This is a genomic window from Gordonia sp. 'Campus', assembly GCF_022206305.1.
Taxonomy (GTDB): domain Bacteria; phylum Actinomycetota; class Actinomycetes; order Mycobacteriales; family Mycobacteriaceae; genus Gordonia.
Window position 1 is genome coordinate 417,292 of record NZ_JAKOIW010000001.1, and the last position, 14,369, is coordinate 431,660.

General features: G+C 68.1%; 9 protein-coding genes. 7 read left to right on the plus strand and 2 right to left on the minus strand.

All coding sequences use genetic code 11. The features are described 5' to 3' along the window. Positions 1-10: 10 nt before the first annotated feature. The 6 genes from MAY35_RS01895 to MAY35_RS01920 all read left to right on the plus strand — a co-directional run bounded on the left by MAY35_RS01895 (position 11) and on the right by MAY35_RS01920 (position 10,691). On the plus strand, positions 11-1,384 hold the full coding sequence (locus MAY35_RS01895; RefSeq protein ID WP_238418928.1) for a wax ester/triacylglycerol synthase family O-acyltransferase: 1,374 nt from the start codon (positions 11-13) through the stop codon (positions 1,382-1,384). Between the two features lie 254 nt (positions 1,385-1,638). Next, positions 1,639-5,298: a heterodisulfide reductase-related iron-sulfur binding cluster gene (locus MAY35_RS01900; RefSeq protein ID WP_238418929.1), complete on the plus strand. Its 3,660-nt coding sequence runs from the start codon at positions 1,639-1,641 to the stop codon at positions 5,296-5,298. Positions 5,299-5,431: 133 nt separating this feature from the next. Beyond that, positions 5,432-6,685, plus strand: a complete 1,254-nt coding sequence (locus tag MAY35_RS01905) for a pyridoxal phosphate-dependent aminotransferase (protein ID WP_010843717.1) — start codon at positions 5,432-5,434, stop codon at positions 6,683-6,685. Between the two features lie 142 nt (positions 6,686-6,827). After that, complete coding sequence (locus tag MAY35_RS01910) at positions 6,828-8,612, plus strand: SDR family oxidoreductase (RefSeq protein ID WP_238418930.1); 1,785 nt, start codon at positions 6,828-6,830, stop codon at positions 8,610-8,612. Positions 8,613-8,617: 5 nt separating this feature from the next. Next, positions 8,618-9,538, plus strand: a complete 921-nt coding sequence (locus MAY35_RS01915; RefSeq protein WP_238418931.1) for a metal-dependent hydrolase — start codon at positions 8,618-8,620, stop codon at positions 9,536-9,538. Between the two features lie 28 nt (positions 9,539-9,566). Beyond that, entirely contained in the window at positions 9,567-10,691 is a 1,125-nt protein-coding gene (locus tag MAY35_RS01920) for a PDR/VanB family oxidoreductase (RefSeq protein ID WP_238418932.1), read from the plus strand. On the opposite strand, the gene MAY35_RS01925 is transcribed toward MAY35_RS01920, so the two are convergent. Continuing rightward, complete coding sequence (locus MAY35_RS01925) at positions 10,653-12,236, minus strand: DHA2 family efflux MFS transporter permease subunit (RefSeq protein WP_238418933.1); 1,584 nt, start codon at positions 12,234-12,236, stop codon at positions 10,653-10,655. The genes MAY35_RS01920 and MAY35_RS01925 overlap by 39 nt on opposite strands. A gap of 134 nt (positions 12,237-12,370) precedes the next feature. Here MAY35_RS01925 and MAY35_RS01930 point away from each other — a divergent pair, with 134 nt between their 5' ends. After that, on the plus strand, positions 12,371-12,961 hold the full coding sequence (locus MAY35_RS01930) for a TetR/AcrR family transcriptional regulator (RefSeq protein WP_238418934.1): 591 nt from the start codon (positions 12,371-12,373) through the stop codon (positions 12,959-12,961). Here the strand turns inward: MAY35_RS01930 and MAY35_RS01935 are convergent, their stop codons facing one another. Next, positions 12,962-14,293, minus strand: a complete 1,332-nt coding sequence (locus MAY35_RS01935; protein WP_238418935.1) for a hypothetical protein — start codon at positions 14,291-14,293, stop codon at positions 12,962-12,964. It lies immediately after the preceding gene. Positions 14,294-14,369 lie beyond the last annotated feature (76 nt).

The window sequence follows — 14,369 nt, forward strand, 5'->3', positions numbered from 1 at the left end:
GATGGTGCGAATGCCGTATATGCCGGTCACCTCGTCGATGTTCTTGCTGGCCGAGACCCGGGAGCAGCCCATGCACGTGGGCGGCCTCCAGTTGTTCGTGCCGCGGGCGGGTCAGTCGTCGAGTGAGCTCGCCGAGGAGATCATCGAGGCGTTCTGCGGCTGCACCGAGGTGCACCCCCTCTTCCGCAAGCGTCCGGCATCCCCGGTCACCCTGTTGGGCAACGTGGCCTGGTCTTTCGACGACGACATCGACTTCGACTACCACGTGCGCCGCACCGTCCTTCCCCGCCCGGGCCGTGTCCGCGAACTGCTGCGCTACGTCTCCCTCAACCACGGGTCGCTGATGGATCGGTTCCGCCCGATGTGGGAGGTGCACGTCATCGAGGGCCTCGAAGACGACCGGGTGGCGCTGTACACCAAGATCCACCACTCGCTGGTCGACGGCGTCTCGGCGCTGCGCCTCCTGCAGCGCACGCTGTCCGAGGACCCCGACGACCGCTCGGGCACCGCGCCCTGGGATCCGGCGCTCGCCCGGCCTCGTCGCCCCCAACCCGCACCGAGCCTGCGCAGCCGGGTGTCGGGTCTGGCGAATGTGGCGGGCCAGGTCGCGGGTCTCGGACCCGCCGCGGCGAAGGTGGCGGTCGCCGGTCTGCGGGATCCCGACTTCGTCGCACCGCTGGGACGTGCGCCGCGGACCATCCTCGACGTCGCCATCGGCAGCGCCCGTCGCTTCGCGTCGCAGAGGTGGGAACTCGACCGGCTCCGGGCCGTGGCCGACGCCCGCGGGATCACCCTCAACGACGTCGTCGTCGCGATGTGTTCGGGGGCCCTGCGCGCGTACCTCATCGACCAGGACGCGCTGCCCGACGCACCGCTCATCGCCGCACTGCCGGTGTCGCTGCACACCGACGGGGACGACGACGGCAACTCGGTGACGGCGATCCTGGTGAGCCTCGCGACCGACGAACCCGACGCCGAGCGGCGCCTCGACAAACTCGTCGACTCGGCCCGGCACAGCAAGTCGGTGGTGCGGGGCCTCCGGCCGTTGCAGGCCCTCGCACTGGGCGCCGCCAACTTCGCGCCGCTCGCGTTCGCCGCCGTGCCCGGCTTCGTCCAATACGTGCCGCCGCAGTTCAACATCATCATCAGCAACGTCCCCGGGCCGTCGAAACACCTGTACTGGAACGGCGCCCGCCTCGACGGCCTCTACCCGGTGTCGATCCCGACCGAGGGGCTCGCCCTCAACATCACCGTGACCAGCACCGCCGAGCACATCAACTTCGGGTTGATCGGCGCTCGTGCCCAGCTCCCGAGCCTGCAACGCCTCCTCACGCACCTCGACACGGCCCTGGAGGAACTCGAGAAGGTCGCGCGGACGCGATAGAACCCGCCAGCGCGCGTGCCCGATCGTGGCGTCGCCCACCCTGACTCGACAGTAAGTTACTGGTGAGTATCATCAGTGATGATGTAGACCTGCAGTGATTAGGCCGGCCTTGGCAGTAGTGATTAGGCCAGCCTTGGCAGCGCGCCGGTGGCGCAACGAATTACGGTTACCTGTAGTACACCGCCCCGTGGTACCCAGCCTCGCGTTCCGCGACCCGGCGGCGGACGACCTAGACGAAAGGCCGGTACGCGCCCGTGACTACCACGACGATTGCCATCGGCACGACAGCCGCGGTGATCAGCTTGCTCTGCTGGTACCTGTTCCTCGGTGGCGTGGTGCGGATCTACCGCACCATCAAGCTCGGGCACAAGGTCGACAGCTCCCGCTTCTGGCCCATCCTGCCGCGCATGATGACGATGCTGAAGGAGTTCATCGTCCACACCCGGATGGTGAAGTTCCGCACCGTCGGCTGGGCACACTGGCTGGTGATGATCGGCTTCCTCGGCGGCGCGCTGCTGTGGTTCGAGGCCTACGGCCAGTCGATCAACCCCGAGTTCCACTGGCCCGTCTTCGGTGACACCTTCGCGTGGCACCTCTGGGACGAACTCCTGGGCATCGGCACCGTGGTCGGCATCATCGTTCTGATCGTCATCCGCCAGCTGAACCACCCGCGCGTCCCGGAACGACTGTCCCGCTTCGGCGGTTCGCGCTTCGCGCCGGCCTACTTCGTCGAGGCCGTGGTGTTGCTCGAGGGCCTGGGCATGATCCTGGTGAAGGCCTCGAAGATCGCGACCTACCACCACTCCAACGCCTACTCCGACTTCTTCACCATGCAGGTCGCCAAGCTCCTGCCGGCGTCGCCGACCCTGGTGTCGATCTTCGCGGTCATCAAGCTGATGAGCGGCATGGTGTGGCTGGCGATGGTCGGCATGAACATCAGCTGGGGCGTTGCGTGGCACCGCTTCTCGGCCTTCTTCAACATCTACTTCAAGCGCGAGCAGGACGGCGGCGTCGCCCTCGGTGCCGCGAAGCCGATGATGAGCCAGGGCAAGGTCCTCGACATGGAGACCGCCGATCCCGACGTCGACGCGTTCGGCGCAGGCAAGATCGAGGACTTCTCGTGGAAGGGCTGGCTGGACTTCACCACCTGTACCGAGTGTGGTCGCTGCCAGTCGCAGTGTCCCGCATGGAACACCGGTAAGCCGCTGAGCCCCAAGCTGCTCATCATGTCGCTGCGCGACCACGGCAACGCCAAGGCCCCCTACCTGCTGGCCGGTGGCCGCAAGGACATGGGCGGCGACGAGGTCGGCCTGGTCGACGCCGACGGCAACGTCCTCGAGGACAAGCTCAACGCGATCCCCGAGGCGGCACGCGCCGAGGCGGCCCGCAAGCTGGTCGGCGAGTCGAAGGGCGACCTCGGCGGCGGACTGGGTGTCGAGTCGGTGGACGGCGAGTTCGACCCCGAGGCACTCGGTGCGGTCATCGACACCGAGACCCTGTGGAGCTGCACCACCTGTGGTGCGTGCGTCGAGCAGTGCCCGGTCGACATCGAACACGTCGACCACATCCTCGACATGCGCCGCTACCAGGTCCTGATCGAGTCGGACTTCCCGACCGAGCTGGCCGGCATGTTCAAGAACCTCGAGAACAAGGGCAACCCGTGGGGCCAGAACGCCTCCGCGCGCACCGCCTGGATCGACGAGATGGACATCGAGATCCCGGTCTTCGGCAAGGACGTCGAGTCGTTCGAGGGCTTCGAGTACCTGTTCTGGGTCGGCTGTGCCGGCGCCTACGAAGACCGCGCGAAGAAGACCACCAAGGCCGTCGCCGAGCTCCTCGACATGGCCGCGGTGAACTTCATGGTCCTCGGCGAGGGCGAGACCTGTACCGGTGACTCCGCACGACGCGCCGGCAACGAGTTCCTCTTCCAGATGCTCGCGCAGCAGAACATCGAGATGCTCGGCGAGGTCTTCGCGACCGCACCTGAGCAGCGCAAGAAGGTCGTCGTCACCTGTGCGCACTGCTTCAACGCACTGGGCAACGAGTACCCGCAGCTCGGGGCGAAGTACGAGGTCGTCCACCACACGCAGCTGCTCAACCGGCTCGTGCGCGAGAAGCGCCTGGTCCCGGTCGCCCCGCTCGGCGAGGGTGTCACCTACCACGACCCGTGCTACCTGGGCCGCCACAACAAGGTCTACGACGCACCGCGTGAACTCATGGGTGCCGCCGGTTCGACGCTCACCGAGATGCCGCGTCACGGCGAACGGTCCATGTGCTGTGGTGCCGGTGGCGCGCGCATGTGGATGGAAGAGCAGATCGGCAAGCGGATCAACATCGACCGTGTCGACGAGGCGCTGAACACTCTCGGCGACACGACCGGGGATCAGGTCAAGAAGGTCGCGACCGGCTGCCCGTTCTGCCGCGTGATGCTCACCGACGGTGTCACGGCTCGGACCAGCGGCACCGAGTCCGAGGGCAAGGTCGAGGTCGTCGACGTCGCGCAGCTGCTGCTCGAGTCGGTCAAGCGCGACCGGACCGAGGTCAAGCTCGGCGGCCGATTCCTCGGGCCGCGCCCGACCGTTGCGGAACCGGAGCCCGAACCCGAGCCCGAGAAGGTCCCCGCAGCGGCGACCGCCTCTGCGTCGGCGACAACCGAGGCAGCTCCGAAGCCGAAGGTCGGCCTGGGCATGAAGGGCGGCAAGAAGCCCGGCGCGACGGCCAAGACCGCAGCACCGGAGGCACCGGCCGAGCAGGCGCCGGCCGAGAAGAAGCCGGCCTCGAAGGGCTTCGGTATGAAGGGCGGCAAGAAGCCCGGCGCCGCGGCATCATCTGCCGCTCCCGCAACGGACTCCGCGCCCGCGGAGGCCCCTGCCGAGGCACCCGCCGAGAAGAAGCCCGCCGCCAAGGGCTTCGGCATGAAGGGCGGCGCCAAGCGTCCCGGTGCGGCAGGCAAGCCAGCCGGAGGAACCGCTGAACCGGTTCCCGCCGAGACCGAGTCGTCCGAAGCGGTCAAGGAGGAGGTCGCCGAGGCCGCCACCGAGACAGCCGAGAAGAAGCCCGCGTCGAAGGGCTTCGGCATGGGCAAGGCCAAGCGGCCGGGTCAGAAGACCACCAACGCCGCCGCGCCCGACGCCGGAGTGACCGCCCCCGCCGAGAACAAGCTCGACGAGAGCGAATCGGCACCGGACGCCGCCCCGACCGTGGACACCGAATCGGCGACTGCCGAGACTGTGACCACGGAGACGACGACAACCGAGACGACGACCGCTCCCGCAACGGAAGAAAAGCCGGGCAAGGCCAAGGGCTTCGGGATGTCCGCGGGCAAGAAGCGTCCGGGCGGGATCGGCAAGGCAGCGGCCAAGCCGGCCGCCGCCGCCGCACCGACTCAGCCCGCACCCGAGGCAGACGCCGCGGAGCCGGAGCCTGAGGCCGCAGAGACTGAGGCCGCCGAGACTGAGGCCCCGGCAGCAGCCGAGGCCCCGTCATCGGAGGCCCCGTCATCGGAGCCGTCGTCGTCGCCGAGCGACGGTGGTTCGGCCGCGGTGTTGACCGAGGAGAAGCCGGCCAAGGCCAAGGGCTTCGGGATGTCCGCGGGCAAGAAGCGGCCCGGCGGCGCGGGCAAGGCGGCCCCGGCTGCCGCGACGCCGGCAGCGGTCGAGGCCAAGGCCGAGCCCGAGTCGGCTTCCGAGGTGGCACCGGCGGAGGACACGCAGGTCGAGGAAGCCCCGGAGTCGGCAGAAGCCGACACCGAGGCCTCCGACGCCGGAGAAGGCGAGACCGAGACCGCAGCCGAGACCGCTCCGGAGCCGTCGAGCAACGGGACCGGAGAGGCGCGGACCATCGCCGAGGCCGGCGCGTCGAAGGCCAAGGGCTTCGGCATCGCGGCCGGCAAGAAGCGACCCGGCCACAAATAGCACCCGCAGTACCTACAGATGTCGCATTTCGTGTCGGCCACCGACACGAAATGCGACATCTGTCGTTTGAGGGTCCCGCCCTCGCTCGGACACTGGCAGAAACGCATTTGCCCCCGGCTGCGACAATGTACCCGTGAGTAGGCCCCATGTTTCGCACCTGAACCAGAACCTCAAGCCGCTCGAGCAATCGCTCAAGCTGCAGAACGTGTGCTACGAGATCCGTGGTCCCGTACACGCGCATGCGCAGCGGCTCGAGGCGGAGGGGCATCGAATCCTCAAGCTGAACATCGGCAACCCCGCCCTGTTCGGTTTCGAAGCCCCCGACGTGATCATGCGCGACATGATCCACGCCCTCCCCTATGCGCAGGGCTACTCCGAGTCGGCCGGCGTGCTCTCCGCGCGTCGGGCGGTGGTGACCCGCTACGAACTGATCCCCGACTTCCCGTACTTCGACGTCGACGACGTCATCCTGGGCAACGGGGTGTCCGAGCTCATCACCATGACGATGCAGGCCCTCCTCAACGACGGCGACGAGGTGCTGATCCCCGCACCCGACTACCCGCTCTGGACCGCGATGACCTCGCTGTCGGGCGGTCAGCCCGTGCACTACCGCTGCGACGAGGAGAACGGGTGGAACCCCGACGTCGCCGACATCGCCGCGAAGATCACCGATCGCACCAAGGCGATCGTCATCATCAACCCGAACAACCCGACCGGCGCGGTCTACTCCCGCGAGGTCCTCGAGCAGCTCGTCGAGCTCGCCCGTCAGCATTCGCTGCTGATCCTCGCCGACGAGATCTACGACAAGATCATCTACGACGACGCCGAGCACGTGAACGTGGCCTCGTTGGCGCCGGACCTGTTGTGTCTCACCTTCAACGGGCTGTCGAAGGCCTACCGGGTCTGCGGGTACCGTGCCGGCTGGGTGGTCATGACCGGACCCAAGGACCACGCCCGCGGCTTCATCGAGGGCATGGGCATCCTGGCCTCGACGCGCCTGTGCGCCAATGTGCCGGGCCAGCACGCGATCCAGGTGGCGCTCGGCGGTTACCAGTCCATCGAGGCCCTCGTCTCCCCCGGCGGCCGGTTGTACGAGCAACGGAACGTGACGTGGGAGAAGCTGAACGAGATCCCCGGCGTCAGCTGTGTGAAACCCAAGGGCGCGTTGTACGCCTTCCCCCGCCTCGACCCCGAGGTCTACGAGATCCACAACGACGAATTGTTCGTCCAAGACCTGCTGCTGCAGGAGAAGATCCTCGTCGTGCAGGGCACCGGCTTCAACCTCGACGACCACAACCACTTCCGGATCGTCACGCTGCCATGGTCGCGAGATCTGACCGAGGCCGTGGAGCGGATCGGCAACTTCCTGTCGTCGTACCGTCAGTGAGCTGACGCCGTCTCACCCAAAACCCCTGATGAGGGCCCGGTCGATCGACCGGGCCCTCGTTCTTTTCCAGGGGTCTGGACATTTATGTAACCGTTGGTAACGTGTACCTCCATCAGGTGCGGCACTCACGACGAGGTGACAGATGTCCGAACAGGCAGTCCGCCGGCGACCCGACTGGCGCCCGGGGACCGTGACCAACAACGGGATCCGACTGGCGACCTATGAGCTGGGCGATCCGATGAACCCCACCGTGGTGCTCGTGCACGGCTGGCCCGACACCCACCACCTGTGGACGCACATCGCTCCCCGGTTGGCCGAGAAGTACCACGTCGTCGCCTACGACTGTCGGGGGTTCGGCGACAGTGACCGACCCCGCAAGGTCGCCGCGTACCGGCTCGACGAACTCGCCGACGACCTGTACGCCGTGGCCGAGGCGGTGAGTCCGGACGACGCCGTACACGTGGTCGCGCACGACTGGGGCTCGGTGCAGACCTGGGAGGCCGTCAGCCGGCCACGTGCCCAGGCCCGGATCGCATCGTTCGTCTCGGTGTCCGGACCCAATCTCGATCACCTCGGCCAGTTCGTCCGCGACCAGTTCGCGAACCCGACCCCTCGCCACCTCCGAAATGTGCTCGCGCAGACGATGTCGTCGGCGTACACCGGCCTCTTCCAGCTCCCGGTGCTGCCCGACCTCCTGCTGCGCGGGATGGGGAATCCGACGGTGTGGAAGCAGTTCCTGCGCACCGTCGAGGGCACTCCCCCGGAGAACGTCGACGTCGCCGGGTCCCTGCGGCGGGACATGATCACCGGCCTCGCCCTCTACCGCGCGAACATCCGATCCAAGCTGATGCGGCCGAACCCGCGGATCACCACCGTGCCGGTCCTGCAGGTCGTGAACGAACGCGACATCGCGCTGCGGCCCGCGATCTACGACAACACACCGACCTACGCGGCCAAGCTGTGGCGCCGGGACACACCCACCGGCCACTGGTTGCCGTACACCCACCCGGAGTACCTCACCGACCTGGTTCTCGATTTCCTTGCCCTGCAGACCAACAGCGGTGAGCCGGCGCCCACGATCGAGCGGTCGCGCCTGTTCACCGAACCGCGTCCGCTCGCAGGCAAACTCGTGGTGATCACCGGCGCCGGCAGCGGAATCGGGCGGGAGACGGCACTCGCACTGGCCGAGCGCGGGTGCGAACTGGTCCTGGCCGATCTCGATCTCGAATCCGCCGACGAGACCGCCCGGTCCTGCAAGGCGGCCGGTTCCTCCGCGCATGCCTACCTGCTCGACGTCTCCGACACCCCCGGTTTCGCTGCGTTCGCAGCCCGCGTCCGGGATACCCACGGCGTACCCGACATCGTGATCAACAACGCCGGGATCGGTTTGGCCGGTGGCGTGCTCGCCGCCTCGGACGAGCAGGTCGACCGCCTGCTCGACGTCAACCTGCGCGGCGTGGTCACCGGTAGCCGAGAATTCGGCAGGCAGATGGTCGACCGCGGCGTCGGTGGACACATCGTCAACGTCGCCTCGGCCGCGGCATTCACGCCCTCACGCAGCCTGGGCCTGTACGCCGCATCGAAGGCGGGCGTCCTCCTGTTCTCCGAGTCCCTCCGCGCCGAACTGGCCGAACATCGCATCGGGGTCAGCGCGATCTGTCCCGGACTCGTCGACACCAACATCGTGTCGTCGACCCCCATCGCCGGCCTCGACGCGGACACCGAACGGGCACAACGGGACCGGCTCGATCGGTTCTATCAGCGACGCGGGTTCACGCCCGACCGGGTGGCCCGTGACATCGTCTCCGCAATCGAGCGCAACAAGGCGGTGGTCCCGGTGACGGTGGAAGCCAAGGTGGGATACCGCATCTACCGGTTCGCGCCGTGGCTGTCACGGATCGGCGCACGTCAGAATGTCACGGGGTGAAGGGCATGACCGGATCCGGGACACACGATCACATCACCGACCGGACCGCCGTGTCCGACCCCGCCGACCCCGGCCCCGTCGAACTGCACGCACGCAATGTGAGCTTCGACTGGGATGACGTTCCGCTGCACTGGATTCCCGGCCACCCCGTGGCGTCGAACTTCATCAGCGTGCTGAATCTCCTGCTCCCCGAGGGTGAGCGGTGGTTCGTGCAGACCTACAACGAGGCGTTGCCACTGGTCGCCGACGACGAACTCGCCGCCCGCATGCGGGGATTCATCGGGCAGGAGGCCATGCACGCCGAGGCCCACGACCACGTGCTGTGGGAGTTCCTCGATCACCACGGCATCGACCCACGGCCCTACCAACTGCAGATGGAGTGGATCTTCCGCAAAGTGCTCGGCCCCCTGGACGGTGGAACCGAGGAGGCCCGGCACAAGCATCTCGTCGAACGCCTCTGGCTCATCGCGGCCCTCGAGCACTACACCGCGATCCTGGGCGACTTCGCGCTGAACAACACCTGGACCCGGCTCGGCGCCCATCCCACCATGGCCGACCTGTTCATGTGGCACGGCGCCGAGGAGGTCGAACATCGAGCGGTGGCCCACGACGTCGCGGCGTACTTCGGTGACGGATACCTCCGGCGGGGCCGTGCGATGTTCGCGGTACTGCCCATCCTGCTGTTCCTGATCCAGCGGGGCTACCGGTTCATCATGAGTCAGGACGAGTCGTTGTCCTACAACTACTTCCAGAAGACCTGGCACTACCACCGGGGCGTGCGGGCAGGCGTGTTGCCGAAGATGCGGACGATCATCTTCTCGACCTTCAGCTACTTCCGTCCCGGCTTCCGGCCGGAGGACATCGGGAGCACGGCACAAGCGGTCGCCTATCTCGCGAGTTCGCCGGCCGCCCGCAACGCGGCGTGAAGCTCTCGACCGGTGAAGAGGTGACGACATGAACCAACGAGCACACCCGCATTCGACGACCCTGACGGCGCCCCCGCCCCATCTGCACGGCCGGTGGCGTCACGACCCGGTGATCACCCTGGGCACGATGGTGTTCCGGGCCTGGTGGCCGGTCTGGCGCCCGTTGTCGCCGCTGCACCCCGGTCCGGCCAATGACGGGGTCACCCGGGTGCGGATCGTCGACCGCGAGGTCGTCGCACGGGACGAGAACGTCATCGCCCTCACCCTCGAGGCGGCCGCGGGCGGTGCCCTGCCCGAGTGGCGTGCCGGCGCACACGTTGACCTCCTGTTGCCGTCGGGCCGGATGCGCGAGTACTCCTTGTGTGGCGATGCCGCCGACCGGAAGCGCTATCGGATCGCCGTCCGGCGCATCCCCGACGGTGGCGGCGGATCGGTCGAGGTCCACGATGCCCTGTCGGTGGGCGATATTCTCCCGATCAAGGGGCCGCGCAATGCCTTTCCGCTCGCCATCCCCGGCCACGGGTCACCGGCACGCCGGCTACGATTCGTCGCCGCCGGGATCGGGATCACCCCGATCCTGCCGATGCTGGCGGCCGCCGAGCGGTTCGGCCTGGACTGGTCGATGATCTACACGGGCCGCAGCACCGACTCGATCCCGTTCCTCGACGAGGTGGCCCGCTTCGGCGACCGCATCACCATCCGTACCGACGACGTGCACGGACTGCCGACCATGGCCGAACTGGTCGGCCCCGTCGACGATCCGGCCGACCTGGCCGTGTACTCGTGCGGGCCGGTTCCGATGCTGGAAGGACTCCGCAGACACCTCGCCCACCGCCCGGACATCGAACTTCACTACGAGCGGTTCAGCCCGCCGCCGGTCGAGAACGGGACCGCGTTCACGGTCACGCTCGCGTCGACGGGACAGGAGATCCCGGTGGCGGCGGACGAGTCCGCCCTCGCCGCGATCCGACGCGCACTCCCCTCGGTCCCCTACTCGTGTCGTCAGGGGTTCTGCGGCACGTGCAAGGTCAGGACGCTGTCGGGCGACGTCGATCACCGCGACAACATCCTGACCGAGCCCGAACGCGAGGCCGGGACCATGCTCACCTGCGTCTCACGGAGTGCCGGCGGGGACCTCGTCCTCGATCTCTGAGGTCTGCACGCCTCCAGCAGGGGCTGAATCCACCTCAGACGCCTTACCGCGCAACAGGAACGCGGCTGCAACACCGGCGGCGGCAGTGATCGCCACGGCCGCCCAGACCGCGTCGTGCAGTCCGTTCATGAACACCTCCTGCACCGCGGTGCGTACCGCGTCACCGATGGCGCCCGGCAACTGCTTCGCCACCTCGCCGCCGGCCATGACGGATTGCTTCGCAGCGTCGACCGCCTCGGTCGGTAACCCGCTGCCCGACAACCGATCGCCGATGCCCGCGACGTAGGTCGACGTGAGGATGGACCCCAGGACCGCGACCCCGAGCGTCCCGCCCATTTCGCGGGTCGTGTCGTTGACAGCGCTGCCCGCACCGGCCTGCTCGGGACGCAGCGCGTCCATGATCAGTTGGGTGCAGGGCCCGGAGATGAACGCCAACCCGGCCGCCATCAGCGCCATCGACCAGACGATGAGTTCCCAGTAACCCGAAGCGCGCGAGGAGATCTCGACGAGTGCGAATCCTCCGGACATGAGGAACGCGCCGGCCACGGCGACGACGCGCGGTCCGAAGCGGTGCGACAGGGCCATGGCGACCGGCGACAGCGCGGCCATCACCAGCGCGAACGGGAGCGTGCGCACCCCCGCCGCGAGCGGACCGTAACCCTTCACCGCCTGGAAGAACTGGGTGATCAGGAAGATGAAGCCGAAGAGGGCGAAGAAGGCGACGCTGATCATCCCCGCCGCGGTGGCGAAGCGGCGGTTGGCGAACAGCCGCACATCGAGGATGGGGTGCGGCCGACGCAATTGCGTGACCACGAACGCCGTCAGGACAACAAGCGCCGCAACGATTCCGACGACCGTACGCGCTTGCCCCCAGCCGACATGCGGCGCCTCGATGACGCTGTAGGTGAGCAACCCGAGACCGGCAACGGACAAGAACACGCCCGGCACGTCGAAGCGCGGCACCGACACCGGCCGCGTGTCCGGGACGACCGCAACGATCAGCGTCACTGCCAGCACGCCGAACGGGACGTTCACCCAGAACACCGATGTCCAGGAGAAGTGTTCGAGCAGCCAACCGCCGAGCACCGGGCCGATGGCCACTGCCACGCCGGACACGGCCGCCCAGATCCCGACCGCCGTCGCCCGTTCCCTGGCGTCGACGAAGATCGTGGTGATGATCGCGAGCGTCGCCGGGAAGACCAGTGCCGCAAACGCTCCCAAGCCGGCGCGACCCGCGATGAGCTGGCCGATGCTCTGCGACGACGCCGCCAGCACCGATACCAGCATGAAACCGACGATGCCGGTGAGGAGCATGCGGCGATGCCCGAAGCGGTCGCCGAGATAGCCGCCGGTCAACAGCAGGCCGGCGAAGACGAGGGTGAAGGCGTCGACGATCCATTGCAGACCCGACATTCCGGCGTCGAGGTCACGAGCGAGGGTCGGGAGCGCCACGTTGACGATCGTGTTGTCGATCATGACCATCAACTCGGCAAAACAGAGGGCGCCGAGCGCCCACCACCGAGTGCGTGTGCTGAGGGAGTTCATGACGGTGTCCTTGTCGCGTGAAGGGTGTCTCGTCGGGTGAGGTACGGCGCCAGTTGATGACGTCTAGAACATCGTTCCACTGTTGTAGAACAGTGTTCTACCCAAGAAGAACACTGTTCCAGTAGGTTGTCAACATGTCCCCAGCGAAGCAGCGCACCCGCACCTCCGCCGCCGACATCCGTTCGGCCCTGCTCTCCGCGGGACGCGCGATCCTGGAGCGTGACGGCGAGAGCGGTCTGACGGTGCGAGCGGTCGCTGCCGAGGCGAAGGTCGCACCGATGGGCGTCTACAACCACTTCGACGGCCGGGACGGGCTGCTCGACGCCCTGGTCACCGACGGTTTTGCCGAGTTCGGGCGGGCCGTGGCAGCCGTCGATGACGACCCCGTCACCCGCTTGCGCAGTTCGGGCCGTGCCTACCGCGCGTTCGCCATGTCCAACCCGGTGATCTATCGGCTGATGTTCTCCGCGCAGTGCGTCCCGGACTCCGAGGTCGCCTCGCACGCGTTCATGGTGCTCGTCGACGTCATCCGGTACGGCCAGGTCGCCGGGGTCATCATGTCGGGCGACCCCGCCGATCTGGCGATGCAGGCGTGGTCGGCCGTACACGGTGCCGTCAGTCTCGAACTTGCGCGCACACATCCGCCCGACATCGACGCATCGTCGAGCTACGAGAAGGTCCTGGACTTCGTCGCGCGCGGACTCGCCCCGCAGCCGAGGGACTGACTACGGCAGGACGATCGGCGGCAGACCGGGAATCGGGTTGGGGATGGTGATGCCACCGCGCGGCGGACGCGGTGCCCGCGGCCGAGGCCGAGGTGCCGGTTCCTCCTCCTCCGTCGTCGTCTCCGGCGGTGGGGGCGGCGTGTACCTGCGCGCGGGTTGTCGCGCTTCCGCGAGGATGGCCGGGTCGGCGTATTCGATGCTGGGCGGCGTGGCGGTGGTCTTCGCCGGCGGGGCGGACACGGTGGCGGGATCGTTGTCGTAGGCGACGGCGAGCGCAGCCGCGACCCCGACGACGGACACCGCACACACCAACGCCACGGCGGCCAGTACCCGCGTGCTCGCGCGTCGAGCGCTCCGGCGCGGCACAGGGTTGGCAGCCGGAGACTCCGGCGCATCGATCACTTCCGAAGTCCACTGTGGGACATATCCGTTCATGACAACGGGATCGGACCGGCGCTCGACTTCGGGACTGTGCTCGACGAGGGGCTTGTGTTCGACGCGGGGCTTGTGTTCGACGAGGGGCTTGTGTTCGACGAGGGGATGAGACGGGGCACCGCCGTCGAAAGCGGGTGTCGGGTGGGTCGGCTCGCCCGCGAACCGCGGTTCGGGAGGGGCTGCGCCCAGCGAGCGGCGCGGGTCGGGAGACGGGGTCGTTGCGGCGGACGGCGTCGGTGGAGCCGGCGGGATCGGCGCCGCGGGAGCAACGGTTGCTGCCGGGGGCAGCGAGTCGTCGACGAGCTCCTCGATGTCGATGACGGGGACGGGGACCGCACGCGCGATGGCATCTCGGAGACCGGGCCATGCGCCGACGCGGCCGGATATCACCACCGCGGGGGCGCCCACGCCGTCCACCGCCGCACGGGCCAGGTCCTCGGCGCGGGCGGTGAGGGGCTCACCGGCCTCGGCCACGTCTCGTCGGGCCATCCGGAACAACCGGATGTGGTCGCGGCCCATCAGAAAGGTGCCGTCGGAGTCCCGCAGCCGGTCGCGCCCCCGGTTCACCAGATCGAGGACCTCGTCGTGCCACGCCGATGACGTCGGTGGTGCGACACGACCCACCCGCACAAGATGATCGGCGATGGCTCGGTCGAGCGCGGCGAGCGTGAGCGCGGAGTCCGTGTAGGGGTCGGTGACGATCCCGTGCGCGGGGTCGAAACGGCCGACGGACACTCCGGCATCAGGGTCGAGGTCGAGCAGCACCAACTCGGAGTCGGCCGGGATTCCGCGGTCGCGCAGGGTGGTCCTTACGGTGTCGACGACGGCAGCGTCGACCCTCACCTCTGCATTCGTCGAGGTCGGTCCCACAGCCGAATCGGCCACCGTGTCGGTCATCTGATTGGTTTCCTGCACCTCGCGTGCACCTCGCCCCATGCCCCCGCCGGCGAGAAAGTGCGCTCTGAACAGTCGC

Excerpts from the sequence above, each read along its gene's own strand:
- MAY35_RS01895 (WP_238418928.1), top strand. The coding sequence starts at position 11 with ATGCCGTATATGCCGGTCACCTCGTCGATGTTCTTGCTGGCCGAGACC.
- MAY35_RS01910 (WP_238418930.1), top strand. The coding sequence starts at position 6,828 with ATGTCCGAACAGGCAGTCCGCCGGCGACCCGACTGGCGCCCGGGGACC.
- MAY35_RS01915 (WP_238418931.1), top strand. The coding sequence starts at position 8,618 with ATGACCGGATCCGGGACACACGATCACATCACCGACCGGACCGCCGTG.
- MAY35_RS01920 (WP_238418932.1), top strand. The coding sequence starts at position 9,567 with ATGAACCAACGAGCACACCCGCATTCGACGACCCTGACGGCGCCCCCG.
- MAY35_RS01925 (WP_238418933.1), bottom strand. The coding sequence starts at position 12,236 with ATGAACTCCCTCAGCACACGCACTCGGTGGTGGGCGCTCGGCGCCCTC.
- MAY35_RS01930 (WP_238418934.1), top strand. The coding sequence starts at position 12,371 with ATGTCCCCAGCGAAGCAGCGCACCCGCACCTCCGCCGCCGACATCCGT.
- MAY35_RS01935 (WP_238418935.1), bottom strand. The coding sequence starts at position 14,293 with ATGACCGACACGGTGGCCGATTCGGCTGTGGGACCGACCTCGACGAAT.